Source organism: Roseateles sp. P5_D6, assembly GCF_054049415.1.
Genome location: NZ_JBFUMK010000006.1, coordinates 220,526 through 247,405, shown reverse-complemented (window position 1 = coordinate 247,405; position 26,880 = coordinate 220,526). Strand labels below are relative to the sequence as shown.

Below are 26,880 nucleotides of genomic sequence, written 5' to 3'. Positions count from 1 at the left end.
ACATCCCGCAACTGCGTGCTAATGTCGCGCGCTGCTAGTCCCAGGCCGCGCTTCCATGACGATTCAAACCCCGGCCGCGGCCCCCAGCCGCGAGCAACTGCTGCACAGCCTTTACGAGGCCGCCGAGCTCGAGCACAACCTCATGTGCACCTATCTCTACGCGGCCTTCAGCCTCAAGCAGGGCGAGGCCGAGGGGCTGGGTGCCGTCGAGGCCGAGGCCGTCGAGCGCTGGCGGCGCGAGATCATCGCCGTCGCCGTCGAGGAAATGGGCCACCTGGTGGCGGTCTGGAACATCACGGCGGCGCTGGGCGGCGCGCCGCGCATCGGCCGCGGCAACTTCCCGCTCGACCCCGGCAATCTGCCAGCCCGCGTCGTCGTCAAGCTCGCGCCCTTCAATGACGCGACGCTGCAGCACTTCATCTTCCTGGAGCGCCCCGAGGGCAGCGCTGAAGAGGACGGCGAAGGCTTTGCCGCCGAGCGCCTGTTCACGCGCGGCTCGACGGCACCGCGCGTCACGCCGATGGCGCGCGACTACGACACCGTCGGCCATTTCTACGCCACGCTGAGTGCCGACCTGCGCGCCTTTGTCGAGCTGCACGGCGAGGCCGTGGCCTTCTGCGGCAACCGCTGGCTGCAGCTCGGGCCCCAGGAGCTCAACCTCGGCGGCGCCCGCCATGTGCTGTGCTCCAAGACGGCGCTGGCGGCCTTCGACGCCATCGTGCAGCAGGGTGAGGGCGCCCCCAGCGACAGCGCGACCTCTCACTACCACCGCTTCGCCGCCATCCGTGAGGAGCTGGCCCAGCTGCGCGCCACCCACCCGGGCTTCGAGCCCGCCTGGCCGGCCGCCACCAACCCGGTGCTGCGCCGCCCGCCGCGGCCCGAGGGCCGGGTCTGGCTGGAGAACCCGGCTGCGGCGGCGACGGTGGACATCGCCAACGCCAGCTACGGCCTGATGCTGCGCCTGCTGGCCCAGAGCTATCTGCTGCCCGGGCCGTCGGCCGAGAAAAGCCTGATGGTGGATCTGGGCATCTGCCTGATGCGCGCCTTCACACCGTTGGCCGAGCATGCCGCGCGGCTGCCTGCCGGCCCGAGCAATCCGGGCTGCAACGCCGGCGTCAGCTTCACCGCCCTGCGCGACGCGGCAGCGTTGCCACCGGGGCCGGCCGCGCGGCGCTTCGTCGTCGAACGCCTGGGCCAGATCGCCGACGCAGCGGCCAGCCTGCACGCCGAGCTCGGGGCCGAACGCAGCGGCCGCGCGGCACGCCTGCTGCAGTCGCTGCGCGAACGCGCCGAGCGCGGGCTGGACCTGAACGCGCCCGTCGCCGCGCCTGCACCCGCCACTGCGCCCGCCCCGGCACCTGCCGCGGCAGCACTGCCCCCGCCACCCACGGAGACCGTCGACGGCATCGAGATCGTGCAGGGCGACAAGCTCGAATTGCGCTTCGAGGCCCAGCGCTGCATCCATGCGCGCTTCTGCGTGACCGGCGCGCCCAAGGTCTTTCTCGCCAATGTGCAGGGTCCGTGGCTGCACCCGGACGCCATGCCCGTCGAGCGCCTCGTCGACATCGCCCATGCCTGCCCCTCGGGCGCCATCCAGTACCGCCGCAAGGACGGCGAGGACGACGAGGCGCCGCCGCCGGTCAACTTGCTGTCGGTGCGCGAGGCCGGCCCCTATGGCATACGCGGCGAGCTGGTGCTGCGCGGCCAGGCCATCGGCACGCGCGCCACGCTGTGCCGCTGCGGCGCCAGCAAGAACAAGCCCTTCTGCGACGGCAGCCACCACGACATCCACTTCGACGCGACCGGCGAGCCCGAGACCGGTCTGCTGGGCCTGCCCACCGACATGCCCGCCATGCGCGATGGCCGCATCGACATCGAGCCCGAGCCCAACGGCCCGCTGCAGTTGCGCGGCCAAATCGAGGTGCTGAGCGGCACCGGCCGCATGGTCTGCCGCGTCGCGCAGGCGCGGCTGTGCCGCTGCGGCGGCAGCCAGACCAAACCTTTCTGCGACGGCACGCATGCCCGCAATGGCTTCAGTGCCGACTGACGCCAGCGACACCCGAAGCGCGCTGCAGCAGATGGCGGCGCGCACGCTGATCTGGATCGTCGGCGTCGTGGGTACCGTGGCCGCGCTGATCGGCGCCGGCGAGGCCGCCCTCGGCCTGCGCGCGCTGTGGGGCAGCCAGCGCCTCGTCGTCGGGCTGGCGCTGCTGGCAGTCAGCGGCGCAGGCTGGCTGCTGTGCCGCGCCGGCCGCGCGCGGCTGGCCACAACCCTGATCCTCGGCGGCACGCTGATCGCCCTCGTCGCCCACGCGGCCCATATCGGCCTGGGCGTGCACACCGTCATCCTCGCGGCCGGCGCCCTGGTCATCGCGCTGGGCGGCGGCGTGGCCGGCAATGCGGCGGCAGCCGTGCTGACCGTGCTCTACCTCGCCGCCATCGGCGTGCTGGCCGCGATGGAAGCCCAGGGCCTGCTGCCGGGCTTGAGCGCGCCGCGCCAGCCGCAATTGATCGATCGCGTCGTCGCCCACTTCCTGATCGCCACCAGCGGCCTGGCCTCGGCCCTGCTGCTCAACCGCATCCTGGGCACGGCACTGACGCGCGCCATCGGCGAGGAGGCCCGCCTGGCTCGCCTCGTGCAGGCCGCCCACAACTGGGCCTGGGAAGCCGACGCCAAGTTCCGCGTCACCATGCTGTCCGATGAGTTCGAGGCCCTGTCCGGCCACAAGCGCGAAGACTTCCTGCGCATGGGCGAGCCCGGCGGCGCCATGCTCGTGCGCGACGCCGACTACCCCGGCCTGCTGGAGGACATCCGCGCCAAGCGCGCCTACCGCGACCGCATCAACGGTTTTCGCGCGCCCGACGGCCGGCTGCTGTGGACGCTGGGCTCGGGCGAGCCCGTCTTCGATGCGAACGGCAGCCACATTGGCTGGCGCGGCGTCAGCCACAACATCACCGGCGAGCGCCTGGCGCTGCAGCAGCACCAGCGCACCGCCAACATGCTGGACCGCGTGCTGCGCGCCAGTCCCGACGCCATTTGCGTGGCCCATATGGAAGACGGCCGCATCCGCTTCGCCAACTCCGGCTTCTGTGCCCTGGTGGGCCTGTCGCGCGACGAGCTGATGGGCCACTCGGGCCGTGAGCTCGGCCTGTGGCCCGACAGCGGCGAGCCCAGGCGCCTGGCCGCCGAGCTGGCCGCGTCAGGCATCGTGCGCGACTTCCGCTCCGCCCTGCTGGTGCACGGCGAGTGGCGTGACGTGCTCGTGTCGGCCGCAACGCTGGACTGGGAGGGCGAGCCGGCCACCATGCTGATCGCCCGCGACATCACCGAGCGCGAGCGCGCGCGCATCGAGGCCGAGGCCATCCTCGACCACGCCAGCGTCGGCATCGCGCTGACGCGCGGCGAGCGCTTCGAGCGCGTCAATCGCCACTGGCAGGAGATCTTCGGCGGCACCGAGCCGCAGCTGGCCGATGGCCACGCCTGCCTGCCTTCGGCCCAGGAGGTCGCCAGCGCCGCACTGGCATTCGAGCGCGACTTCATCCGCCCCGATGGCCGGCGCATCACCGTGCAGTTCAACGCCCGCGGCCTGCCAACGACGCTGGCCGGCCGCAGCGAAGGCCGCAACGACCAGGACTGCGACCACGCGACGCTCTGGGTGGCCGAGGACGTCACCGAACGCCGCCGCCAGGAGCGCGAGCTGCGGTCTGCCAAGCAGCAGGCCGAAGGCGCCAGCCACGCCAAGAGCGCCTTCCTCGCGACGATGAGCCACGAGATCCGCACGCCGCTGAACGGCGTGCTGGGCCTGGCGCGGCTGCTGCAGCAGGCCGGGCCGGACGAGCGTCGGCCGCAGTACCTGGCCCACCTCGTGGCGGCGGCCGAGTCGCTCAATGAGATCGTCTCCAACGTGCTGGACTTGTCCAAGATCGAGGCGGGTCATCTCGAGCTGGAGACCATCGAGTTCGACCTGCACGCGCTGGCCCAGGCCGGCTTCGAAGGCTGCGCGGCACTGGGCCGCGAGCGCGGCCTGGACATGCAGATCGAACTCGCACCAGGCCTGCCGCGCCTGGTCATCGGCGACCCGCTGCGGGTGCGCCAGATCATGGCCAACTTCCTCGTCAACGCGCTGAAGTTCACCGAGCGCGGCCACATCCGGCTGAAGCTGTCGTCGGCCGGCGAAGGCCGCGTGCGCATCGTCGTCGCGGACAGCGGCATCGGCGTGCCGCTGGAGTTGCAGAGTCGACTGTTCCGCCCCTTCGCCCAGGCCGACGACTCGACGACGCGGCGCTTTGGCGGCACCGGCCTGGGGCTTTCCATCTGCCGCGAGCTGGCCGCACGCATGCAGGGCCGCGTCGGCGTGCAGAGCGACGGCGCGAACGGCTCCAGTTTCTGGGCCGAGCTGGCCCTGCCTACGGCCCTGACCATCGACGACACCGCTGCGCGCAAGCGCATCCCGATGCCGCCGCGCTACCCGCTGGCCGGCCAGCGCCTGCTCGTCGCCGAGGACAACCCGGTCAACCGCCTCATCATCACGGCCCTGCTGCAGCGCCTGGGCGCCGAGGTCGTTGAGGCCGAGGACGGCGAGCAGGCCGTCTGCCTCGCGCGCGAGCAGGCCGGGCGACTGGACGGGGTGCTGATGGACCTGCACATGCCCAAGGTCGATGGCCTGAAAGCGACGCAGCTGCTGCGCGCCGACCCGATCACCGCCCAGCTGCCCATCCACGCCTTCACGGCCGCCGTGCTCGACCAGGAACGCCAGGCCGCGCTGGCCGCCGGCATGAACGGCTTCATCGCCAAGCCGGTGGCCGAAGAAGAAGTGATCCGCGTGTTGGGGCGCCAGCCCTGAACGGACGACCGCCATGCCCATCCGCATCGTCAGGCTCGGCAGCCCGCGCGCCCAGAACGAAGGCACGCGCATCGGCACCGTGCGCCGCCCGCCGCGTGGCGTGCCCAAGGCCGAGTTCGCATCGCGCGACTTCTACGACGTCTGGTTCCCCAATCTCGCGCCCAGCGTCGAGACGATGAAGCTCGGCCAGGCGGCTGAGACAGACGCCGAGTGGAAGATCTTCAAGAAGAAGTACAGCGCCGAGATGGCCGAGCCCGAGGCCCAACATGCGCTGAGCTTGTTGGCGACGCTGTCGGCGCAGACGAATTTCTCGGTGGGCTGCTATTGCGAGGATGAGGCGAGATGCCATCGCCCCCTGTTGCGCGCGCTGCTTGAGGACAAGGGCGCGCGCTGTACTTAACTCGCCGGCGGCATGTTGGTGTCGAATTGCGGGCCGAGCGCTGGGCCGCTCCCGAGCCGGCCCGCGTTAGGCGATGTGCTTGCGGCTCGATGCCGCAAGCATCGCCGTCCCCTCGGGGGACCGGTCAGGCACGCCCGCGTTCAGCGGCGCGAGACTGGACGAGGGGCTCCATTTCAAGCTCCGCCGTTGTCCTGCGCCTCGCGCTTGCGGTTCATGTCCGCCAGCGTCTTGCCCGCCTCGTCGCGGAAGGTCTCCTCCAGCACCTCCAGCGTCTCGACGCGATCGACGCGGAAACTGCGGAAGTCATTGCGCAGCTCGCACCAGGCAGCCAGCGTCCAGACCGGGCCCCAGAACAGGCAGGCCAGCGGGCGCACGATGCGCTCGCTCTTCACACCGCCCAGGTCCAGATAACCCACCTTCAGCTTGCGCCGGTCCTCGGTGGCCTCGCGCATGGCCGTCAGGTGGGCGCTGGTGGCCGGGTCCAGGGCCGGCAGCGGCGCATACAGCGCCAGGCTCTCGGCCGCGGCGCGTGCGTCCAGCGGCAGCACGGCGAGGATTTTGGACAGCGCGTTCTCGGCCTGGCGCGCTAACGCCGCATCCAGCCGCGATTCGGCCATGCGCACCGTCGCGACCAGGGCCTGGGCCTCCTGCTTGCTGAACATCAGCGGCGGCAGGTCAAAGCCTGCCCGCATGCGGTAACCGACGCCCGCCTCGCCCTCGATGGGCACGCCCTGCTGGCCCAGCGCGGCGATGTCGCGGTAGACGGTGCGCATCGACACCTCGAGGCGACTCGCGAGGTAGTCGGCCGTCGTGAGGCGGCGTCCGCGGATGAGCTGGACGATCTGGAAGAGGCGGTCTGCGCGGCGCATAACCGGTCATTGTGCGGGACCGGGCATGCCCCTTGCAGAAGACACGTGTCACCGACAACGAGGTCGAGCTTCATCATGGCCATCTACGCCTCCTTCCAGGCCCGCGGTACCCGCGGCGCCGAACTGGCCACGCTGGGCGCCATCAGCGCCCCACTGGCTTCCCTGGCTCAAGACCAGCTATTCACGGCGCGCGCCGTGCCGGGGCGAAACCGCCCCGTGAAAGGGAAATCTCAGCCCATGGCCGTGCAGAGTTCCACCAGCGTGCCGTCCGGGCAGCGCACATAGGCCACCGTCTGGCCCCAGGGCTTGGTGACCGGTGCGGCTAGGGCGCGGGCGCCGGCGGCGACGGCCTGGTCATAGGCAGCCTGCACGTCGGTCACGGTGAAGCCGATCTCCATGCCAAGCGGCTGCGGGCTCGCGTCGGCGGCCACGTAGTCGTGCTGCACGCTGTCACGGGCGGTTGCGTGGTCCACAAAGGCGAGCGTGGTGCCGCTGCCGCCGGTGTCGACCTCGCCATAGGCGCCACTCTCATGCAGAAAGCGCTTCTTGAGGCCGAAAGCCTTATCGAAGAAGGCCAGGGACGCGGCCACGTCGGACACGTAGACGAGGGTGTAGGCGAAGTTCACATGGGTCTCCTGAAGTGCAATGCCCGCATGCTGCGCCGGGTTGGCTGTCAGCGCGTGTCAGGAGCGGCTGAGAAAATCCGCCGCAATGCAAGCCTTCCTCATCGCCACCGGCCTGGTGGCCCTCGCCGAGATTGGCGACAAGACCCAGCTGCTCGCCTTCATGCTTGCGGCCCGCTTCAGGCGGCCGGTGCCCATCGTGCTGGGCATCTTCGTTGCGACCGTCTTCAACCACGCCGCTGCGGGCGCGTTAGGCAGCTGGCTGACAGGCCTGATCAGCCCGATGGCGCTGCGCTGGATCCTCGGCCTGTCCTTCCTGGCGATGGCGGGCTGGATGCTGATCCCCGACAAGCTCGACGAGGACGACACGCCCAAGCCAGGCCATGGCGTCTTCTTGACGACGGTCATCGCCTTCTTCCTGGCCGAGATGGGCGACAAGACGCAGATCGCCACCGTGGCGCTGGCGGCGCGCTTCCCGGCCGATTTCATCGGTGTCGTCGCCGGCACGACGGCCGGCATGATGATCGCCAACGTGCCGGCGGTGCTGGTGGGGGATAAGTTGGCGCAGAAGCTGCCGGTCAAGCTGGTGCACACGGTGGCCGCCGTCATCTTTGCGAGCCTGAGCATCGCAACGCTGGCCGGCCTGGGCGAAAGCCTGGGTTTTTGAGGGGTGGTGAAGCCCGGCCGGTGGCCTAGCATGCCGGCGACTCAACACCACCTCGGGGAGAGGCCATGACCTTCCAGGAATCCGTCCAGACCTGCTTCAGCAAATACGTCGACTTCTCGGGCCGCGCCAGCCGCTCGGAGTACTGGTGGTTCGCACTGTTCGTCTTCGGCGCGAGCTTCGTGCTGGGCATGTTCAGCCAATGGCTCAACATCATCTTCCTGCTGGGCACGCTGCTGCCTCAGCTGGCCGCCGCCACGCGCCGCCTGCACGACACCGGCCGCAGCGGCTGGTGGCAGCTGATCGGCTTGATCCCCCTCATCGGTTTCATCGTGCTGATCGTCTTCCTGGCCCAGGAAAGCGGTGAGGCGACCGAATCAACCGCCTGAGCGGGCGGCGTCGATGAAGGCGCGCAGCTTGGGCGCCAACGCTGCGCGCCGCGGAAAGTAGAGGAAGAGGCCGGGCTCCTCGAAGGCCGACTCGGGCAGCAGTTGCTGCAGACGGCCGCTGCGCAGTTCCGCGTGCACCAGCGGCTCGAAGATGTAGGCAATGCCGACGCCGGCCAGGGCCAGGTCGCGCGCGAAGCTGGCGTCCGTGATGACGGCACTGCCCGTCGTGCGCACGGCCACCGTCTCGCCGGCCTCGCGCAGCTCCCAGTCGTAGAGGCTGCCGGCGGCCAGCAGGCGAAAGCCGATGCAGTTGTGCGCCGCCAGCTCGGCCACACGCGCCGGCGCGCCGCGGCGGGCCAGGTAGTCCGGCGAGGCGACCAGGATGGCACTGAACGGCGGCGTCAGGCGCACGCTGACCATGTCCTGCTGAACCTGCTCGCCCAGGCGGATGCCGGCGTCGAAGCCGCCGGCGACGACATCCACGAGGGCATCGTTGTCGTGCACCTCCACCGTCAGCTTGGGGTGGGCCACCGCCAGCTTCGCGAGCAGCGGCGGCAGCACCATTTGCGAAGCCACGCGCGAGGAATTCAGCTTCAGCACGCCGCCAACCTCGCCGCGGGCGGCGCCCAGATGTTCGACGGCCGCGCCGATGTCCTCCAACGCCGGCCCCACGCTGGCGAGAAACCGCACGCCCGCTTCGGTCAACGCCACGCTGCGCGTCGTGCGCGCGAACAGCGGCTCGCCGAGGGCGTCCTCCACCACGCGCACCGCATGGCTGACGGCCGAGGCGCTCATCCCCAGTGCCTGGGCAGCCGCCGCAAAGCCGCGCTTGTCGGCCACGGCAACGACGATGGGCAGATGGGCCAGCAGTTCGCGGTTCATTCATGAACCATATCGCATGACCCATGCGATTGAATCACCTTTATCCGATCACATCGTTTCCAGACACTGGATCCCGTCGCAACCCACCACCCCACGGAGCCCACCATGACTGCAACCACCCACACCCGCCCCACCTGGTTCATCACCGGCGCCTCGTCCGGCTTTGGCCTGTCCTTCGCGAAGTACGCCCTGGCTCAGGGCTACAACGTCGTCGCCACGGCCCGCCAGCCGGCGCGCCTGGCCGCGCTGGCCGACAGCGCACCCGACCGCGTCCTCGTGCTGCCGCTGGACGTGACCGCTGCTGGCGACGCCGAGCGCGCCACGGCTGCCGCCCTGGCGCACTTCGGCCGCATCGACGTGCTGATCAACAACGCCGGCTACGGCATCGTCGGCGCCGTCGAGGAGACACCCGACGCCGAGCTGCGCGCGCAGATGGAAACCAACTTCTTCGGCGCTGTCGCCGTGACCCGCGCCGTGCTGCCGGCCATGCGCGAGCAGCGCAGCGGCGCCATCGTCAACCTGTCCAGCATGGGCGGCCAGATGTCCTTTGGCGGCTTCGGCGCCTACTCGGCCTCCAAGTTCGCGCTGGAAGGCCTGTCCGAAGCCCTGGCCCAGGAAGTCGCGCCTTTCGGCATCAAGGTCCTCATCGTCGAGCCCGGCGCCTTCCGCACCGGCTTTGCAGGCGCCGACGTGCTGCGCCAGATGCCGGTGCTGGCGGCCTACGACGAGATCGTCGGCGGCACGCGCAGCTTTGCGAAGGGCATGGATGGGACGCAAGCCGGCGACCCGGACAAGGCGGCGGCGGCGATCGATGCGGCGCTGCGCGCGGAGGTCACGCCGTTGCGGCTGCAGTTGGGGGCGGATGCGATCGACGCGGTGCGGGCGCACAGCGAGCAGCTGCTGAAGGATCTGGCTGCGTGGGAGGGTGTTGGGCGGGCGACGGCGATGGGATCAGAGTCCTGAGTGCACCGTCTGCGGGACCGATCAAGTCGCTCGGTCCGCGCCGCTTGCTGATGCGCCGCTACCGCCACCACTTCCGCTCAGGCGAAATGGCCTCCCTTGCTGCAGGATCATTTGGGCCACTGCGCCGAATCTCCCACGCTTCTTGCACCGGGAGTTTGCGGATGCCGCAATGCCGAAGACTGCATGACCTTGGGTACGTGCCGTCGATCAACGAGATCCCAGTAATGTCGTCTTCTTCATAGCTTACTGCCACACAAAGAACTGGGTGCCAGGCACAGTCTTCGTAGACGTCCCCAACCGCTAGACCAAGACGCTCACGAGCCTCGCGCATATCGGCATCGAACTTCTCCTGGAACGGGAACTCTTCCATCGCTTAGTCCTCGATTCAATCCGCCAACACCTGCCTCACGGCCTTGTCCCACTCTGCCAGCCGCGCCTCCGCCTCGTCGCGCGACATCCGCGGCTCGAAGGCACGGTCCAGCTGCCAGATCGCTCCAATCTGTTCCGTTGACTCGTACACGCCGGCACCAAGCCCGGCCAGCAGCGCCGCGCCCAGAGCCGTTGTCTCGATGACCTTGGGCCGCAGCACCGGGATGCCGAGCAGGTCGGCCTGGAACTGCATCAACAGGTCATTAGCGCTCGCCCCGCCGTCCACTCGCAATTCGGTCAGGCGCTCAGCCGCGCCGACGTCGGCATTCATGGCCGTCAGCACAGCCGCGCTCTGGAAGGCGATGCTCTCCAGCGCCGCGCGGGCGATGTGGGCCTGCGTCGTGCCGCGCGTGAGACCGAGCAGCGCACCGCGCGCATCGGGACGCCAGTAGGGCGCGCCCAGGCCCGCGAAAGCCGGCACGAACATGACGCCGCCGGCGTCGGGCACGCTGCTGGCCAGCGCCTGCACCTCGCCGCTGCCGCCAATGGCCTTCAGGCCGTCGCGCAGCCATTGCACGACGGCGCCGCCGACGAAGACGCTGCCCTCCAATGCGTATTGCGGCGTCGCGTCGACCTGGGCGGCGCGCGTCGTGATGAGGCCTTGCGTGGACGTGCGCGCCTGGTGGCCGGTGTGCATCAGCAAGAAGCAACCGGTGCCATAGGTGTTCTTGGCCTGGCCTGGTTGCAACGCCGCCTGGCCGAACAGCGCGGCCTGCTGATCACCCGCGATGCCGGCGATCGGGACGCCAAACTCGGCCGCCTGGCCGAACACGCCGGCCGAGGGCCGCACCTCGGGCAGCAGGCTGCGCGGAATGTCGAAGGCCGCCAACAGCTCGTCGCTCCAGTCGCCACGGTGGATGTCGTAGATCAACGTGCGCGAGGCATTGCTGGCATCGGTGGCATGCACCTTGCCGTCGGTCAACTTCCAAAGCAGCCAGCTGTCGATGGTGCCAAAGGCCAGCTCGCCGCGGGCCGCGCGCTCGCGGGCGCCGGGCACGTGGTCCAGCAGCCAGCGCAGCTTGGTGGCCGAGAAATACGGGTCGAGCACCAGGCCGGTCAGCTCGCGCACGCGCGGCTCCAGGCCCTGGGACTTCAACTGTTCGCAGAATGCCGCCGTGCGGCGGTCCTGCCAGACCAGGGCCTTGTGCAGGGGCTTGCCAGTCTTGCGGTCCCACAGCACAACCGTCTCGCGCTGGTTGGTGATGCCGATGGCCGCCACCTTCACGCCGGCCTTGGCCACGGCCTCGCGGGCGCATTCGACCTGATGGGTCCAGATCTCCTCCGCGTCATGCTCCACCCAGCCCGGCTGGGGGAAATGCTGGGGCAGCTCGCGCTGGGCCGAGGCGAGCAAGCGGCCGTCGCGGCCAAAAACTAGAGCGCGCGAACTAGAGGTTCCCTGGTCCAACGCAAGCAAGGCGTCCATCACCATCCCTTAGAGTGAGTGCATGGTGGACGATTTTGACGTGGTGGTGGTGGGAGGCGGCATCAACGGCACGGGACTGGCCCGCGACCTGGCCGGGCGCGGCTGGCGGGTGCTGCTGGCCGAGCGCGATGACCTGGCCTCGCACACGTCTTCGGCGTCCACCAAGCTCGTGCACGGCGGGCTGCGCTATCTGGAGACCTATGAGTTCTCGCTGGTGCGCAAGGCGTTGCAGGAGCGCGAGGTGCTGCTCAGGAGCGCGCCTCATCTGATCCAGCCGTTGCGCTTCGTGCTGCCGCATGCGCCGCATCTGCGCCCGGCCTGGATGATCCGCATCGGCCTCTTCCTCTACGACCACCTGGCCCGCCGCGAGCTGCTGCCGGGCTCGCACGGCCTGCGGCTGGCGGGCAGCGTCTATGGCGCGCCGCTCAAGCCGGAATTCACGCGCGGCTTTGTCTATTCCGACGGCTGGGTGGACGACGCCCGTCTCGTCGTGCTGAACGCCCAGGACGCGCAAGCCCGCGGCGCCGAAGTGCTGACGCGCTGCGCCGTGACCCGGGCCGTGCGCGGCGCAGACGGCTGGCAGGTCACGCTGCAAAACGGCCGCCAGTTCCGATCACGTGCCCTGGTCAATGCAGCCGGCCCCTGGGCCGAGCGCTTCCTGCGCGACCACACCCAGGGCGCCAGCGGCCAGCCGCTGCCGGCGCGCGGCCTGCGCCTCGTCAAGGGCAGCCACATCGTCGTCGACCAGCGCTTCACCCACGACCACGCCTACATCTTCCAGAACGCCGACGGCCGCATCATCTTCGCCATCCCCTACCAGGATCGCTTCACGCTGATCGGCACCACCGACGTCGAGCTGCCCGAGCATGAGGACCCGCCGTCGCGCGCCACCATCGCCGAAGACGAGATCGCCTATCTCTGCGAGCAGGCCAGCCGCTATCTGGCCCAGCCGGTGAAGCCCGCCGATGTGCTGTGGACCTATGCCGGGGTGCGCCCGCTACTGGACGAAGGCGGCTCGGCTTCGGCCGTCACGCGCGACTATCTGCTGGAGGCCAATGCGGACGGTGGCGCGCCGCTGCTCAATGTCTGGGGCGGCAAGCTGACGACCTATCGCAAGCTGGCCGAGGACGGCGCAACGCAGATCGGCGAACTGCTGGGCGATGCGCGCAAGGCCTGGACTGCCGGCACCACGCTGCCGGGCGGCGACCTCGGCGCACATGGCGTGAACATCGACGCCTTTGCCGCCGAGCTGCAGGCGGCCTACCCAGCTCGACCCGGCGTGCGCCGCATCGCCCGCGCCTACGGCAGCAAAGCTCGCGAGCTGCTCGCCGCGCCGACGGGCGCCGAGATCGCGCCGGGCTTGTTCGAGTCCGAACTGCGTCACCTGATGGCAAACGAATGGGCGACCGGCGCCGACGACGTGCTGTGGCGGCGCAGCAAGCTCGGCCTTCACTACACCGCCGAACAGCGCGAGGCCGTAGCGGCCTGGTTCAAAACGCGAACTTGAAGCCGACAGTCTTCAGCCGGGCGCGAGCGCCTGCGAACTGCCGGCCATAGGACGCGTCGACGAAGACGCGATCGGGCAGCAGGGCCACGCGCAACGCCGCATTGGCCCAAGGCCGACCGCGGTCATCGCCAAACACTTCGGCCATGGGCTGCCAGCGCCCGCCTTCGCCGAAGCCGCCATGCTCGACGGCCAGGGCCCAGGTGGTGCTGCGGCGGCCCACCATCTCGTCGCGCTGATGGCCCAGGTTGGCATGCAGGGACAGCTCGCGCGTCAGCGGCACGCTACCAACCAAAATCAGCCCCGCGCTGCTGCGCCGCCACACCGTCTCGACGTGGCGATGCGAGAGGCTCCACGCCAGCGTGAGCTGGGCGTCGCCATCGGCCCAGGCGGCGCTGGCGAGCAGGGTCTTGCCGTTCAGCGCCAGCTCGCGCGGCCGGATGATGTTGAGCGCGACCTCGGTACCCCAGCCGATGCCGCAGCCGAGCTGCAGGCTGGTCTGGCGCTGGCCGTCTTCGCCCAAACGCCAGTCACCATGGGCACCTTCGATCTCGCAGGCCTGCGGGTCCATGACGGCGGCGTCTTCGGCCTGCAGCGGCCGACCGGCCTGGGCCGTGCAGGCGACCAGGGCGAGGCTGAGGACGAAGGCGGGGCGCATGGGGGAAAGAGCCTAGCGCCCCGGTGTGACGAAGGCATGGGTGATGATGCCGGCCATGCTGTTTGGTCTGTTGTTCGCCCTCGCTGCCGGGCTGATGTGGGGGCTGGTGTTCGTCGCGCCCGTGATGTTGCCGGGCTATGCGCCCGCCTTGCTGACGGTGGGCCGTTACCTGGCCTTCGGCCTGATCGCCGTGCCGCTGGCCCTGGCCCTGGACCGGCGCGCGCTGCGCGAGTTGCGGCCGGGTGACTGGTGGGAGGCGGCCAAGCTCAGCCTGATCGGCAACTTCCTGTACTACCTCTGCCTGTCGGCCGCCATCCAGCGCGCCGGCGCGCCGCTGCCAACCATGATCATCGGCACGCTGCCGGTCGTCATCGCCATCTGCGCCAACCATCGCAACCGTGTGCGTGACGGCCATCTGCCGTGGGCGAAGCTGGCGCCGTCGCTGCTGCTGATCGCCGCGGGCCTGGCCTGCGTCAATCGCGACGAGCTGGCGGTGCTGCAAGCCGAGGCCGGCGACCCGCGCCGCTATGCCGAGGGCGCGCTGCTGGCCATCGCCGCGGTGGCCTGCTGGACCTGGTATCCGATCCGCAATGCCGACTGGCTGCGCGCGCACAGTGATCGCAGCCCCAGGGCTTGGGCGACGGCGCAAGGCCTCGTCACCTTGCCGATGGCGCTGGTGGGCCTGCTGCTGCTGGCGCTCGCGTACCTGATGGCGCCGGGCAAGCTGATTCCCGCGGACTACGCTTTTCCGCTCGGCGACAGGCCGCTCGCGTACGTGGGTCTGATGGCGGCCATCGGCCTGTGCTCATCCTGGTTGGGCACGCTGTGCTGGAACGAGGCCAGCCAGCGGCTGCCGACCTCGCTGTCGGGCCAGCTCATCGTCTTCGAGACCTTGGCCGCGCTGGCCTACGCGTTTGCGTGGAAGCAGCGCATGCCGCCGCCAGCGACCCTGGCCGGCGTGGCCTTGCTGATCGCCGGCGTCGTCTGGGCTCTGCGCATCAAGCCGGTGAAGCACGCGGCCTGATCGGGCCGCCACGGCGCAAGTCTCAGGCCGCGAAGACCTCGAACACGCGCTGGCCATCGAAGCCATCGGCCTCGCCGCGCTTCATGTGGCCGCGGGCGTTGCTGACGACGCGCGTGTCGCCGATGCGGTAATCGTGGCGGCAGTGAAGGTGACCATGCACCCAGAGCTGCGCGCCAGGCAGCAACTCCTCATCGTTGTTGCAGAAGCTGGCCGTGCCGGGCTGGCGGCCATAGCGCGGGTCGGCGCTCTTCAGGCTGGGTGCGAAGTGGGTGATGGCCACCGTGGCGTCCCAGTCACCCGTGCGCGCGAGTTCGCCGGCCAGCCAGGCGCGACTCTCCAGCGCCAGTTCGCGCACCGCCTCGACGCCGAAGACCTCGCCATGGCGCGTGGCCTGCATGACGTTCTGGAAGTAGCCACCGGCGCGCATCGCACGATCACGGCCGCCAGGGCCGAAGGCGTCGAAGTCGCACCAGCGCGTGCAGCCAATAAAGCGCACGCGCCGGCCCTGGGCGTCGGTCAAGACGATGGATTCGTCGTCCAGCATCTGCAGGCCGACGGCCTTGACGTGAGCGCGCAGGGCCTCACGCGCCTCGTCCACGTCACGGCGGTCGTACTCGTGGTTGCCGGGCACGAACAGCACCGGCACCGGCCAGCCGCGGAACAGCTCGAAGCTGCGCCAGGTTGTGTCGATGTCGCCGGCGAGGATCAGCAGTTCAGCGCCCGGCGCGGGGATGGGCTGGTAGGACTCCGTTTCGAGGTGGAGGTCCGAGAGGAGCTGCAGTTTCAAGTCAGTTGAGGACAGAGCTTGGCGCAAGCGCCTGCGGTCTGTCCCGCAAAGGCATCAGTTGCTGCCATGACAGACCTTGTATTTCCTACCGGAACCGCAAGGGCAAGGATCGTTTCTGCCAACCTTGGGCGTGTCGCGCTTGATGGTGTCGACACGGTAGCGTTCGGCCTCGGTCAGGTCGGCGAGGTCGGCCACCGTGACAACCAGTTCCTCGATCGCATCGTCCAGATCCTTCAGCGGATGCTCGCGGTTGAGTGTTGCGACGACCTCCTTCTCCTCGGCCGTCTCGGCCGGCAGATGGCGGTACAGACGCGCGAGCGCGGCGGACACCGCGTCGTCGGGCATGTCGGCCAACTCGGGGAAGCACAGCGCCGCATGCTGGAAGCCGGCGACCCAGGGCATCAGCGCGCGCGACAAAGGGCCGAGGGCGTCGTAGCTGGCGCGGGCGGAGCGCTCTTCCTCGCTGGCGTCTTCCGGCAGCGGGTCGGGTTCCTGTTCCTCATCGACCTCCAGGATGACGGGATCGAACCAGCCATCTTCAGCCAGGCCGCGGTTCAGGGCGGCATGGCGACGCTCGACGAGCTGGGTCAGCTTGTCCAGCCAGCCGGCATCCACCGTCTCGGGCAGCAGGCCGCCGTCGTAGTCAAAGATATTGGGCAGCCACTCGTCGGCCTCGATGAGGCGGGGCTGCACGATGACGCCACACAGATAGCCATCGAGCATGGAGGCGTCCAGCGGCTGCAGCGGCTCGGGCGTGGCGGCGAGGAGTTCGTCGAGTTCGGCGAACTCGGCGTCGGTGAGGTCTTGGGTGCTCATGGGCGCGGATTGTCGGGGTTTGCCCCCTTCGGGCAAGCCGCCGCGCCGAAAACGTTCAACTCCCTAGAACCGAAATCCATGTCATCGATGTCAACGATCAGCCACATTGGTAAAAACCCAAATGACATCGATAACATTTGCCATCAAAGTCCGGTCCATCGAAAGTGGCGACGGCCGCGCTGGCTTTCGGGATCGGAATCGCTGAATAAGTCACCGCGATGCGGCGCGCCCTGGTTTGGGATGGGCTGCAAGGCGCAAAGCGCAGTCATAGCTTGGCTATGGCGAGCATTTGCAACGCCGCAGACCGCCCAAAGCAGGGATGCGCCGCACGCGAGGGACTTGTTCAGCGATTCCACAACAACAACCATCGGAGACCACCCATGCTGAGCCCCCATGCCGCGCCGCGCGCCGGCGTCCGCCTCGTTCGCACCGCCTTTCGTCCCCAGCTGATCGCGCTGGCCGCCGCCGCCCTGTGTGGCGCCGCGTTCGCGCAAGACGCCGCCAAGCCTGCGGAAAAACCTGCCGCACAGCCCCCCGAATTGAAGGAACTCGACGCCGTCGTCGTCACCGGCACGGCGCGCCGCGAGGGCGTGCGCAAGCTCGAAGCCGGCTTCTCGATCACGACCGCCACCGAAGAGCAGATCAAGCAGGCCGCGCCCACCAGCACGGCCGACATCCTGAAGACCGTGCCAGGCGTCTTCGTCGAAACCTCGGGCGGCCAGGCCGGCGCCAACATCCGCGTGCGCGGCTTCCCGACACCCGGCGACGGCCCCTACTCGACCTTCCAGCTCAACGGCGCGCCGCTCTACCACCTGCCCACGCTGAGCTTCTTCGAGCACTCGCAGCTGTTCCGCCTGGACGACACCATCGACCGCATGGAAGTGCTGCGCGGCGGCCCCAGCCCCATCTTCGGCAGCGGCCAGCCCGGCGTGACGGTCAACTTCATCCAGAAGGACGGCCGCAACCCCGAGGCCAGCCTGCGCGTGACGACCGGCACCGGCAGCTTGAAGCGCGTCGACGGCGTCTATGCCGGCAAGCTGAGCGACCAATGGAATGTCATGGTCGGCGGCTTCTGGCGCCAGAGCCAGGGGGTGCGCGACACCCAGTTCCCGGCCGACGAAGGCGGACAGGCCAGCGTCGTGCTGAGCCGCAAGCTCGAAGGCGGCAGCCTGCAGCTCTATGCCCGCGCGCTGCGTGACCGCAATGCCTTCTTCACGGCCATTCCGGTCGTCGGCAGCACCGACGGCAAGAGCGCGTCCAGCTACCCCGGTTTCGATGCGCTGAAGGACTACTTCTACGGCAACGAGCTGCGCAACATCGTGCTGGAAACCGGCCGCGCGACGGGCCGCACCCTGCCCAACGGCAAGCCCGAGATCCAGCGCAGCACCGTCACCAAGGACCTGGCCGACGGCCGCGGCGCCGACGTGCAGACCTATGGTGCCAACCTCGACACCAAGCTGGGCGACTGGACGCTGACCAACAAGCTCAGCCACACCACCGGCGACACGCCGACCTATGCGTTGTTCTCCGGCGCGAATCCGCAGACGCTGTCGAGCTACATCACGTCCCAGGTCACCGCAGCCAATGGCGATGCAGCCGTCGTTGCTGCGGCCGGCCGCGCGGCGACGACCGGCACCGCCACCTTCACCAACGGCGGCGGCACGGTCGCCGGCAGCACGCCCGTCATCGTCAACGGCATGTGGGCCGTCGACAAGGCGCTGCGCTCGACCAGCAACGAGACCCGCCTGTCGCGCGAGATCGCGCCGGGCAACAACCTGACCGTCGGCCTGTATCTGGCCGGCTACAGCTCTCACGACGTGTGGACGCTGGGCCAAGCCCAGCTGATGACGGTGCAGTCGCACGCCCGCCTCATCGACGTGGCCCTGGACAACGGCGTCAAGGCCTCGCGCAATGGCTATGTCACGCCGCCGTTCTCCTTCAACCTCGACGCGAACTACAGCGGCAACACCCACGCCTTCTTCGTCGCCGACGAGTGGCAGCTGAGCAAGGAACTGCGCATCGACCTCGGCGCCCGCCGCGAGACCCAGCGCATCACCGGCACGATCGCCAACGTCAGCAGCGGCGACCTCGATGCCGACCCGACGACGATCTACAACAACAACCTCTCGTACTTCAACGGCACGAACACGCTGATCGACAGCAAGCTCAGCCGTTCGTCGTTCACCGGCGGTGCCAACTACGCCTTCAGCCGCGAGTTCAGCGCCTTCGTGCGCGTCAACAAGGGCCACCGCCTGCCCGACTTCGACGTGCTGCGCGGCCGCGGCGCCAACGAGACCAAGGATTCGGTCGAGGACATCACCCAGTACGAGATCGGCCTGAAGACCGCCACCAAGCTCTACAGCGCCTTCCTGACCGCCTACGCCAACAAGCTGACCAACTCGCAGACCCAGCAGTTCACCAACGCCGGCAACGTCGTGCTGCGCCCCAACAGCAAGGCCACGGGTGTCGAGTTCGAGCTGGCCCTGCGGCCTGGCTATGGTTTCGAGATCGCCGCGACCGGCAACTTCCAGGACGCCAAGTACAAGGACTTCCAGCAGTTCACCGGCAACCGCGTGGAGCGCGCGCCCAAGTTCCAGGCTCGCCTCACGCCGAGCTGGCAGACGCAGACCGGCTTCGGCCAGCTGCGCACGTTTGCCACCTTCAGCCACGTCGGCGAGCGCTTTGCGGACCAGACCAACACGCTCAAGCTGCCGGCCTACCGGACCATCGACGCGGGCGCCGTGTTCTCGATGGACAACGGCCTGGAGGTGCGCCTGACCGGCACCAACCTGACCAACAAGGTCGGCCTGACGGAAGGCAACTTCCGCGTGCCGGGCCAGGGCGCGGGCCAGGACGGTGTGTTCCTGGCGCGRCCGCTGTTCGGCCGGGCCTACGAGCTGAGCGTCGGCTTCCAGTTCTGACGACGCGCCAAGATGGCGACGCCTGAACTCAAAGCAGCCCTCGACATGACACAACCCACGACTCTCCCGGCGGTGCCCCTGTCGAGCGGCGGCCTGCGCATTCGGCTCGCCATCATCCTGACCTACATGCTGTTCGGCGCCCTGCTGAACAGCGTCGGTGCGGTCAACCTGCTGGTCGTGCAGACCCTCGGCGTGCCCCGCGCCGAGGCCGCGCTGCTGGACGCGTGGAAGGATCTGCCCATCGCGCTGACGTCCTTCCTGGTCGCCTCGCTGCTGCCGCGCCTGGGCCTGAAGCGCGCCATGCTGCTAGCCCTCGCGGCCGTCGGCGCGGCCTGCCTGGCCATGCCGGTGCTGTCGGCCTTCTGGGCCATCAAGCTGCTGTTCTGCACGCTCGGCGCAGGGTTCGCGCTGGTCAAGGTCTCGGCCTATTCCATGATCGGCCTGGTCACGCAAGACCGCGCCGGCCATGCGCGCTTCACCAACCTGCTCGAAGGCCTGTTCATGGTCGGCGTGCTGGGCGGCTATCTGCTGTTCAGCCAGGCCGCGCATGCCGAGGGGCGAGGTTGGCTGCAGGTCTATCCGCTGCTGGCCGCGTTGGCTGCCGGTGCCTTCGTGCTGCTGCTCACCAGTCCGCTCGACGAAGGTCCGATCCAGTCCCCGAACACCAGCGTGCGCGAAGACCTGCTGGCGATGGCGCCGCTGCTGAAGATGGCCCTCGTCGTCGTGTTCCTGCTGTCAGCCTTTCTCTATGTGCTGATCGAGCAGGGCATCTCGACCTGGCTGCCCAGCTTCAACAACGAGGTGCTGCACCTGCCCACGGCGATGAGCGTGGGCCTCGCGGTCATCATGCCGGCGACGACGGCGCTGGGCCGCCTGACCAGCGCAGCCGTCATCGGGCGGCTGGGCTGGTTTGCCGTCGTCATCGCCTGCCTGGTCGGCATCGCAGCGCTGATCCTCATCACGCTGCCGCTGTCCCTGAACGTCGCACCGCTGGGCGCCGACGCTGGCTGGCTGAACGCCCCGCCCGCGGCCTATCTGCTGCCGCTGACCGGCCTGCTGCTGGCACCCATCTACCCCGCCATCAACTCGGCCATGCTGAGCGCTCTGCCGCAGCGCCAGCATGCGGCCATGACCGGCCTCATCGTCGTCTTCTCGGCCTTGGGCGGCACGCTGGGCAGCTTCGTCACCGGCCGCCTCTTCGTCGCCTTCGACGGCACCACCGCCTTCGGTCTGCTGCTCGTGCCCGTCACGGCCCTGGCCATCTCGCTCGCCCGGCTGCGCCGGCATCTCGCATCGTCATGACTTTCCGCTCCCAGCGCCCCGGCGACCTCTTGGCCGCCGCGCCCGTTCACGCCGCCGCGCACAGCAGCGCAGCCACCCCGCACGAGCTCTACGGCGAGCTCTTCGTCGCCGTGCAGATGACGCGCGTCTTCGGCGACGGCAAGAGCTTTGTCGACGCCCGGCCCAAGACCGCGCCTGCCATGATCCGTGCGCGCTTCGAGGTCGAACGTCGCCTGCCGGGCTTCTCGCTCACCGACTTCGTCCACGGCCATTTCGTGCTGCCCGGCCATGACACCGCCGTTGGCCCGCGCCTGGGTGTGCGCGAACACATCCGCGCGCTGTGGCCGCTGCTGGTGCGCGAGCACCGCCAGGCCGAAGACGGCGAAAGCCTGCTCGCGCTGCCCAAGCCCTATGTCGTGCCAGGCGGGCGCTTTCGCGAGCTCTATTACTGGGACAGCTACTTCACGATGCTGGGCCTGGTGGCCGACGGCCGGCGCGACCTGGCCGAGGCCATGCTGGCCAACTTCGCCCACCTGATAGCAACCTACGGCTTCATTCCCAATAGCAGCCGCAGCTACATGCTGAGCCGCTCGCAGCCACCGTTCTTCTTCAGGATGGTCGAGCTGCTGCACGCCGACGACCCGGCCGCCGGCTTCGCGGCCCATCTGGACGCGTTGAAAACAGAACACGGCTTCTGGATGGCCGGCGAGGCCACGGTGGCACCCGGCCAGGCCCATCGCCGCGTAGCCCGCACCGCCGACGGCGCCCTGCTCAACCGCTATTGGGACGACCGCTGCACGCCGCGCGAGGAGAGCTGGCGCGAGGACGTGCTGACGGCCGAGGCCGCGACCGGCCGCACGCCGACAGACGTCTGGCGCGACCTGCGCGCCGGCGCCGAGAGCGGCTGGGACTTCTCCGGCCGCTGGTGCGCCGATCCCGCCGACATTGCGACGATCGAGACGACAGCGCTGGCACCCGTCGATCTGAACGCGCTGCTGGCCGGCCTGGAGAGCGCGATCGCCCTGGGTGCTGCGCGCAGCGGCGACACCGCCACGGCCCAGGCCTTCGAGGCCCGCATGGCCGCCCGCCGCCAGCTGCTGCAGACGCGCTTCTGGCGCGCCGATGCTGGCCCAACGGGTCACTATGCCGACCTGAACTGGCGGCAGGCCACCGACCCGCGCCCGCTGACGGCCGCCGCCCTCGTGCCCCTGTACCTCGGCATGGCCACCCAGCCGCAGGCCGACGCGATGGCCGCCCAGGTGCAGCGCCACCTGCTCGGCGCCAATGGCCTGCTGACGACGGCCCTCACGACCGGCCAGCAGTGGGATGCCCCCAACGGCTGGGCGCCGCTGCAATGGATGGCAGCCCAGGGCCTGCTGCGCTACGGCCATGCGGCGTTGGCCCGCGACATCGCCGAGCGCTGGTGCGCCAGCGTGCACCGCGTCTACCTCGCCACCGGCCGGCTACTGGAGAAATACGACGTCGCCCAGGACAAGCCCGGCGGCGGCGGCGAGTACGAGACCCAGGACGGCTTCGGCTGGACCAATGGTGTCTTCGTCGCCTTCAAGGATGGCCTTCTGAGCCCCTAGTTCCGGTGCCCACCCCTGAGGCTTGGGGGGGCCCAGCGCCCTGAGTCGTCACGGCCTCGGGCTAAGCTGATGGCCGACATGCCTGCCGACACGCCCACGCTCAGCCCCGCCGCCCTCGCCCGTTGCATTCCCTTCTTCGTCTTCATGGCGCTGCTGGCGCTGCGTGGCTACCTGCCCGCCGAAATCGGCCTGGATGGACGTTGGATCTATGGCGCCCAGACACTCATCGTCGGCGGCCTGCTGGCCTGGTACTGGCGCGGCTATGGCGAGCTGGTGCGGCAAAACCTGCCCGACGCGCGCGAGACCGGCTGGGCCGTGGTTGTCGGCATCGCCGTCTTCGCCATTTGGGTGCAGCTGGATGCGCCGTGGATGCAGCTCGGCTCAGCCACGGCCAGCTTTGTGCCGCTGGATGCCAACGGCCAGCTGATCTGGCCACTGATCGTGCTGCGCCTGGCCGGCGCAGCCCTGGTTGTGCCCGTCATGGAGGAGCTGTTCTGGCGCAGCTTCCTGATGCGCTGGGTGCAGCATCCTGGCTTCGAGCGGGTCAACCCGCAGACAGTCGGTGCGCGTGCCGTCGTGCTGTCCACCTTCGTCTTCACGCTGGCCCACACGCTGTGGCTGGCCGCCGTCGTCGCGGGCCTCGCCTACGCCTTGCTCTACCGCAGGAACGGCAAGCTGTGGAGCGCCGTCATCGCGCACGCGGTGACGAATGGGCTGCTGGGCCTCTGGGTCATTTGGACCGGGCGTTGGGAGTTCTGGTGAGGCTTGAGCCCCATCAAACGCTCCAGAGTCGCCGCACGGTAAATGCAGCAGAGCCGTGCGTCAGACGCTGAAGGGGCGTTGCGCTTCGAAGCCTGCGTTGGCCGCACCGACCACGTAGTAGTTAGGCGTCTGGCTGGGCGGCATGAGCCTGATGATGTCCCTGCAGAAAGACTCGTAGTCCCGCCCGTACTGGCCATCTGCCCAAACGCGCTTGAGCGTGCCGGTGAACAGGCCGTTGTCCATGCCGTCCATTGACAACTGGTTGTCCTGGCAGCCCGAGATCAGAATCACGCTGGCGCCGATGTTGGCCTTGTCAGCGGGGCCGCAGAGATACTGCAGCGAGTCATAGAAGTTTTTTCGCTCCTGGTAGACAGGCCATGCCCTTTCGAACGGGATCGCCTTGATTGCACCAGCAGGCGGGCTCAGCCCGGCCTGGCGAGGATTCGTCACCGCCATCATGCCCACTGCCTGCGCGACGAATTCATAGCGCGCCATCCTCGCGACCGTGCCGCTATGGCAGCTGTCGGACAGCACCACGATGCGCACGCCAGGCGCGAAGCGGGCCCACATCGCATACAGCTCGTCATCGATCAGCATGCGATCAAAGAGGCACCATGTTTCATCCAGGGCATCGGCCTCCTCGTCGTTCGCGTCCCCGAGCTGCCCGCCGTGGCCCGAGTAGCTCAGAATGAACAGGTCGCCCGGGCGCAATTGCTGCGCCGCGTCCGCAAGTTCCGCGAGTACACGCGCAGACGTCGCCTCCTGCGTCAGCAGCAAGGTGCCCGTGCAGCCGACGCCGGTCGCGATGGCCGCCATGTCCCGTGCATCAGCCTCGCAGGCAATCAGCGGGCCGGCCCAGCCACCGTACTGCGCCGGATCGACGGCATTGAGCCCGATCGCCAGGTACCACCCGCGCGACGCAGGTCTGCCGCCGGGGCCTGCGGGCCTGTGCGATTGCGCCGGTCGTCGTGTGGCGTCCGACGGAGTCTGGGCGCCTTGCCATTGGTCAATGCCTGTCATGAGCTTCTCCCGCAAAGGTGGGCGCAGACCGTCCTTGCCCTGACGACGTTGTACGGTTCGGAGCGTCTGTTGAACTCGTCAAACTTGCGGAGGCCATTGCCGATGGACGCACCGCCGGGGGTCAATGCTTGCGAACATGCGGCGGAAACCCTAGCCAAAACAGGCCAGGCCGCGCGCAAGGCCGGCCTCGCCGAGCCTTATCCGGGAGCCTGATTCGGTCGTTTGCCTATCCAGCACGACCGGCGCGGCGCTGGCCCAGGCCCGGCCGCTCCAAGTCGCGGAACGCCTCGAAGATCCATGACCTCAGGCCAATGACCACGCTGTAGGGCCGCTTCTCAGAGGACGGCAGCTTCTGGTCCAGCAGATGCTGTCGGGCGAAGTCATCGGCCGTGCGCTGCAGCCGTTCGGCCAGCTCGCGCGCATGGCCGGCGCCGAACTCGCCGTGCACCAGCGTCAGCAGCTCGCCCTCGCCGTCGAAGCCGCCGGCGAAGAAATCGGCCATCACCCGCTCGCGGAAGAACTGCATGACCGGCCCCTGCGGCCGCCAGCGCAGCGTCTTGGCCACCTTGAGCTTGTAGCGGTTGTGCGGGCGCAGTTCGATGACGCCGAGACGGTCGAGCTGGGTCAGGGCCGCAACGGCGTCGGATTCGGCAATGCGATAGCGCGACAGCACGTCCTCGATGGCCCAGTGGCTCAGGCAGCAGATGGCAACAAGCAGCAGCACGGGCGAGGCCACGACGGCACCCTCCTGCTCCAGTGTCAGCTCGCGCAAAGCCGGCGCCTGTTGCCCCAGGCGCGCGGCCAGCTCGGCGAACTCCAGCTTCAGCACGCGGCAGATCTCGTCCACGCGCGACAACGGCATCTCGCCACCGGGTGCCAGCATGCGCTTCACGCTGGACTCCGACAGATCCAGGGCCAAGGCCAGCTCCGCATAGCTCAGGCCCTGCGTCTTCAGCTCGGCCTTGATGAGGGCCACCAGCGATTGCGTGCTCGACATGAGGCGAGACGGTAGCGCATGACGACACCGGCGGCTCGGCGCCTGCGCGACACGGGTCCCCCCGACCGCCGGGCAGTGTCATGAAGCGCTACTTTGCGGCGCTTGCCACGCGCCTTGGAACTATTCCCGAGGCCAGCCACCCCGGCTTCACGCAAGATCGCGGCCATCGCAACATTCGTTCACAAGAAGACACCCGCATGGCTCAAACCCCTTTCATCCGCCGCGACACCAACGCCTGGCGCCTCCAGGTCTGGGTCTCCTTCGGTCTCAGCGTCATGCTGTGCGGCTCGGGGCTGGCCTGGCTGCCGGGGCAGGATCTGGACCGCGCCTTCATGGTCATGGGCTATGTGTTCTGCCTTTCCACCGCCTTTGCGCTGGCCAAGTTCATCCGCGACAACCAGGACCGCCAGGTCGACACGCCCATGTGGCGCCTCGTTGTCTGGTGCGGCTTCGCGCTCGCCATGGGTCTCACCGGCTGGGGCCTGTGGCGCATGGAGATCCAGCCCGTCTGGAAGGCCTATCTCGGCGTCTGCTGGCTCTACCTGATCTCCAACGTCTTCACGCTCGCCAAGATGCTGCGCGACGCCCACGATGCCGACATGCTCGAAGCCCGCATGCAGGGCCGCCGTGAAGCGGCTGCGCAGGCTGACGCCGCAGCCCAATAACCCAAGGAGCCTTTGATGAAGCGCCTGCTCGCCCTCTCCAGCCTGTCACTCGCCCTGGCCCTGCCCGCCCAGGCCCACAACAGCCCGTCCGAGGCCAGCGCGGTGCTGTCCCTGGCGCCCGTCGTGCTGTCGGTCGGCGCGGTCAGCGCCGGCGGCGTCGCACTCAGCGCCATCCCCGCCGGCATCCTGTCGGCCGGCGTGACGTTGGTGGTGGTGTCCGTCGAGGTCGTCGGCAGCGCGACGGTCTGGGTCCTGGAGCGCGCCTCCGACGGCGCCCGCATCAGCATCAAGGCCGCCGGCAAGCTGGCCGAGGGCGTCGTCGTGTCCACCGGTGCGGCCGTCGTCGTCTCCGTCATCGGCGCGGGCACCCTTCTGTCCGCCGCCGGCGAGGTCATCGCCTTCATCCCCAATGAGATCGGCAAGGCCCTGCTCTACAACGAGCAGGTGAGCCGTTGAGGCAGGCCCTCGCCCTGGCCGGCGCACTGGCTGTCGCAACCGCCGCCCACGCCGGCCGGCCTTGCGAGGAGAAGCAGCCAACGGCGCGCCAGATCGAGCAGGGGCTCAACCTCGCCCAGGCCACGGCCCGCCAGCTCGATGCCAGCGGCGCCCAGGTCGTCGTCCTGGCTCGCGCGGGGCAGGACCTCTCCAAATACGGCCTGCAATGGTCCCACCTGGGCTTTGTGTACAAGGACACGACGCAGCAGCCGGCCGTCTGGCGCGTCATGCACAAGCTCAACAATTGCGGCACCGACCATGCGGCGCTGTATCGCCAGGGCCTCGGTGAGTTCTTCCTCGACAACCCGCACCGCTACCAGGCCGCCTTTGCCGTGCTCAAGCCCGAGCTGCAGCAGGCCCTGCTGCCCGTGCTGACGGACAACAGCCGTGTGGCACGTTTCAACGAGCGCCGCTACAGCATGGTGGCCTATGCCTTCGGCACCACCTACCAGCAGAGCAACCAGTGGGTGCTGGAGACCCTGGCAGGCAGCGCCGGCTCCGGCATCTCCAATCGACGCGACGCCCAGGCCTGGCTGAAGGCCCAGGGCTACCAGCCTACCGACCTGCACCTGTCCACGCTGACCCGCCTGGGCGGCCGCATGACCCAGGCCAACATCGCTTTCGACGATCATCCGAGCGCGCGTCGTTTCAGCAGCCATATCGACACCGTCACCGTGGATTCGATGTTCACGTGGATGCAGCGCGCCGGCCTGTCCCAATCACCCCAACTCGTCCAGCAATGACGGAATAGCCCACCCCCTACCGGCTTCGCCGGCCCCCTCAAGGGGGCACCGCCAGTGGACCGGCAAAGCCGGATCCACGGCAGTCACTGGGTGGTGCACCATGACTCGGCCCATCCCCCTCTCCGGAACAAC

General features: G+C 69.0%; 24 protein-coding genes. 15 read left to right on the top strand and 9 right to left on the bottom strand.

Annotated elements, in window-relative coordinates:
• Positions 1-55: 55 nt before the first annotated feature.
• From ACXJKM_RS10610 to ACXJKM_RS10600, 3 genes are read left to right on the top strand one after another with little or no spacing between them, the layout of a single operon-like run.
• Entirely contained in the window at positions 56-2,047 is a 1,992-nt protein-coding gene (locus ACXJKM_RS10610) for a ferritin-like domain-containing protein (RefSeq protein ID WP_457352203.1), read from the top strand.
• Positions 2,028-4,844: an ATP-binding protein gene (locus tag ACXJKM_RS10605; protein WP_457352201.1), complete on the top strand. Its 2,817-nt coding sequence runs from the start codon at positions 2,028-2,030 to the stop codon at positions 4,842-4,844. The genes ACXJKM_RS10610 and ACXJKM_RS10605 overlap by 20 nt, the downstream gene beginning before the upstream one ends.
• Positions 4,845-4,857: 13 nt before the next feature.
• Positions 4,858-5,244: a DUF488 domain-containing protein gene (locus ACXJKM_RS10600; protein WP_457352199.1), complete on the top strand. Its 387-nt coding sequence runs from the start codon at positions 4,858-4,860 to the stop codon at positions 5,242-5,244.
• A gap of 173 nt (positions 5,245-5,417) precedes the next feature.
• Here ACXJKM_RS10600 and ACXJKM_RS10595 read toward each other — a convergent pair whose 3' ends face one another.
• Together ACXJKM_RS10595 and ACXJKM_RS10590 are read right to left on the bottom strand one after the other, a co-directional pair.
• Complete coding sequence (locus ACXJKM_RS10595; RefSeq protein WP_056200736.1) at positions 5,418-6,113, bottom strand: helix-turn-helix transcriptional regulator; 696 nt, start codon at positions 6,111-6,113, stop codon at positions 5,418-5,420.
• Positions 6,114-6,343: 230 nt separating this feature from the next.
• The gene (locus ACXJKM_RS10590) at positions 6,344-6,739 is read right to left on the bottom strand and encodes a VOC family protein (protein WP_457320849.1); all 396 of its coding nucleotides are present in this window, start codon (positions 6,737-6,739) and stop codon (positions 6,344-6,346) included.
• Between the two features lie 85 nt (positions 6,740-6,824).
• Here ACXJKM_RS10590 and ACXJKM_RS10585 point away from each other — a divergent pair, with 85 nt between their 5' ends.
• Positions 6,825-7,403: a TMEM165/GDT1 family protein gene (locus tag ACXJKM_RS10585; RefSeq protein ID WP_457352197.1), complete on the top strand. Its 579-nt coding sequence runs from the start codon at positions 6,825-6,827 to the stop codon at positions 7,401-7,403.
• 65 nt (positions 7,404-7,468) lie between these two features.
• Positions 7,469-7,789 (top strand): DUF805 domain-containing protein, encoded by a 321-nt coding sequence (locus tag ACXJKM_RS10580; RefSeq protein WP_457320852.1) that lies wholly within the window; start codon positions 7,469-7,471, stop codon positions 7,787-7,789.
• On the opposite strand, the gene ACXJKM_RS10575 is transcribed toward ACXJKM_RS10580, so the two are convergent.
• Complete coding sequence (locus tag ACXJKM_RS10575; RefSeq protein ID WP_457320854.1) at positions 7,778-8,671, bottom strand: LysR family transcriptional regulator; 894 nt, start codon at positions 8,669-8,671, stop codon at positions 7,778-7,780. The genes ACXJKM_RS10580 and ACXJKM_RS10575 overlap by 12 nt on opposite strands.
• Before the next feature lie 105 nt (positions 8,672-8,776).
• Here ACXJKM_RS10575 and ACXJKM_RS10570 point away from each other — a divergent pair, with 105 nt between their 5' ends.
• Positions 8,777-9,634, top strand: coding sequence for an oxidoreductase (locus ACXJKM_RS10570; RefSeq protein ID WP_457352196.1), 858 nt, complete (start codon positions 8,777-8,779; stop codon positions 9,632-9,634).
• 385 nt (positions 9,635-10,019) lie between these two features.
• On the opposite strand, the gene glpK is transcribed toward ACXJKM_RS10570, so the two are convergent.
• Positions 10,020-11,486, bottom strand: coding sequence for a glycerol kinase GlpK (gene glpK / locus ACXJKM_RS10565; RefSeq protein ID WP_457352194.1), 1,467 nt, complete (start codon positions 11,484-11,486; stop codon positions 10,020-10,022).
• Between the two features lie 22 nt (positions 11,487-11,508).
• Between glpK and glpD the strand changes: the two genes are divergently transcribed.
• On the top strand, positions 11,509-12,993 hold the full coding sequence (gene glpD, locus ACXJKM_RS10560; RefSeq protein WP_457352193.1) for a glycerol-3-phosphate dehydrogenase: 1,485 nt from the start codon (positions 11,509-11,511) through the stop codon (positions 12,991-12,993).
• Here glpD and ACXJKM_RS10555 read toward each other — a convergent pair.
• Positions 12,977-13,648, bottom strand: coding sequence for a hypothetical protein (locus ACXJKM_RS10555; protein WP_457352192.1), 672 nt, complete (start codon positions 13,646-13,648; stop codon positions 12,977-12,979). The two genes, glpD and ACXJKM_RS10555, sit on opposite strands and share 17 nt — an antisense overlap.
• A gap of 55 nt (positions 13,649-13,703) precedes the next feature.
• On the opposite strand from ACXJKM_RS10555, the gene ACXJKM_RS10550 reads away from it, so the two are divergent.
• The gene (locus tag ACXJKM_RS10550; protein WP_056201328.1) at positions 13,704-14,672 is read left to right on the top strand and encodes a DMT family transporter; all 969 of its coding nucleotides are present in this window, start codon (positions 13,704-13,706) and stop codon (positions 14,670-14,672) included.
• Between the two features lie 22 nt (positions 14,673-14,694).
• Here ACXJKM_RS10550 and ACXJKM_RS10545 read toward each other — a convergent pair whose 3' ends face one another.
• Positions 14,695-15,459: a metallophosphoesterase gene (locus ACXJKM_RS10545; protein ID WP_457352191.1), complete on the bottom strand. Its 765-nt coding sequence runs from the start codon at positions 15,457-15,459 to the stop codon at positions 14,695-14,697.
• A gap of 54 nt (positions 15,460-15,513) precedes the next feature.
• Positions 15,514-16,275 carry a YecA/YgfB family protein gene (locus tag ACXJKM_RS10540; RefSeq protein WP_056200764.1) on the bottom strand — a complete coding sequence of 254 codons (762 nt, stop codon included), beginning with the start codon at positions 16,273-16,275 and terminating at the stop codon, positions 15,514-15,516.
• A 380-nt stretch (positions 16,276-16,655) separates the two neighbouring features.
• Between ACXJKM_RS10540 and ACXJKM_RS10535 the strand changes: the two genes are divergently transcribed.
• The 4 genes from ACXJKM_RS10535 (at position 16,656) to ACXJKM_RS10520 (ending at position 22,828) form a co-directional block, all read left to right on the top strand.
• A complete protein-coding gene (locus ACXJKM_RS10535) occupies positions 16,656-19,196 on the top strand; it encodes a TonB-dependent receptor (protein ID WP_457352190.1) in 2,541 nt (846 codons plus the stop codon).
• A gap of 45 nt (positions 19,197-19,241) precedes the next feature.
• On the top strand, positions 19,242-20,498 hold the full coding sequence (locus ACXJKM_RS10530) for an MFS transporter (RefSeq protein ID WP_457352189.1): 1,257 nt from the start codon (positions 19,242-19,244) through the stop codon (positions 20,496-20,498).
• Positions 20,495-22,066 (top strand): alpha,alpha-trehalase TreF, encoded by a 1,572-nt coding sequence (gene treF, locus ACXJKM_RS10525; protein ID WP_457352187.1) that lies wholly within the window; start codon positions 20,495-20,497, stop codon positions 22,064-22,066. Before ACXJKM_RS10530 ends, treF begins: the two co-directional genes overlap by 4 nt.
• Positions 22,067-22,135: 69 nt before the next feature.
• Complete coding sequence (locus ACXJKM_RS10520) at positions 22,136-22,828, top strand: CAAX prenyl protease-related protein (protein ID WP_457352186.1); 693 nt, start codon at positions 22,136-22,138, stop codon at positions 22,826-22,828.
• A 60-nt stretch (positions 22,829-22,888) separates the two neighbouring features.
• On the opposite strand, the gene ACXJKM_RS10515 is transcribed toward ACXJKM_RS10520, so the two are convergent.
• Entirely contained in the window at positions 22,889-23,848 is a 960-nt protein-coding gene (locus ACXJKM_RS10515) for a caspase family protein (RefSeq protein WP_457320006.1), read from the bottom strand.
• Positions 23,849-24,074: 226 nt separating this feature from the next.
• Positions 24,075-24,845 carry a helix-turn-helix domain-containing protein gene (locus tag ACXJKM_RS10510; RefSeq protein WP_457320004.1) on the bottom strand — a complete coding sequence of 257 codons (771 nt, stop codon included), beginning with the start codon at positions 24,843-24,845 and terminating at the stop codon, positions 24,075-24,077.
• 197 nt (positions 24,846-25,042) lie between these two features.
• Here ACXJKM_RS10510 and ACXJKM_RS10505 point away from each other — a divergent pair, with 197 nt between their 5' ends.
• From ACXJKM_RS10505 to ACXJKM_RS10495, 3 genes are read left to right on the top strand one after another with little or no spacing between them, the layout of a single operon-like run.
• Positions 25,043-25,510 carry a YiaA/YiaB family inner membrane protein gene (locus ACXJKM_RS10505; protein ID WP_457352184.1) on the top strand — a complete coding sequence of 156 codons (468 nt, stop codon included), beginning with the start codon at positions 25,043-25,045 and terminating at the stop codon, positions 25,508-25,510.
• A gap of 15 nt (positions 25,511-25,525) precedes the next feature.
• Positions 25,526-25,966, top strand: coding sequence for a hypothetical protein (locus ACXJKM_RS10500; RefSeq protein WP_056200774.1), 441 nt, complete (start codon positions 25,526-25,528; stop codon positions 25,964-25,966).
• On the top strand, positions 25,963-26,748 hold the full coding sequence (locus ACXJKM_RS10495) for a DUF2145 domain-containing protein (RefSeq protein WP_457352182.1): 786 nt from the start codon (positions 25,963-25,965) through the stop codon (positions 26,746-26,748). Before ACXJKM_RS10500 ends, ACXJKM_RS10495 begins: the two co-directional genes overlap by 4 nt.
• Positions 26,749-26,880: the final 132 nt, after the last annotated feature.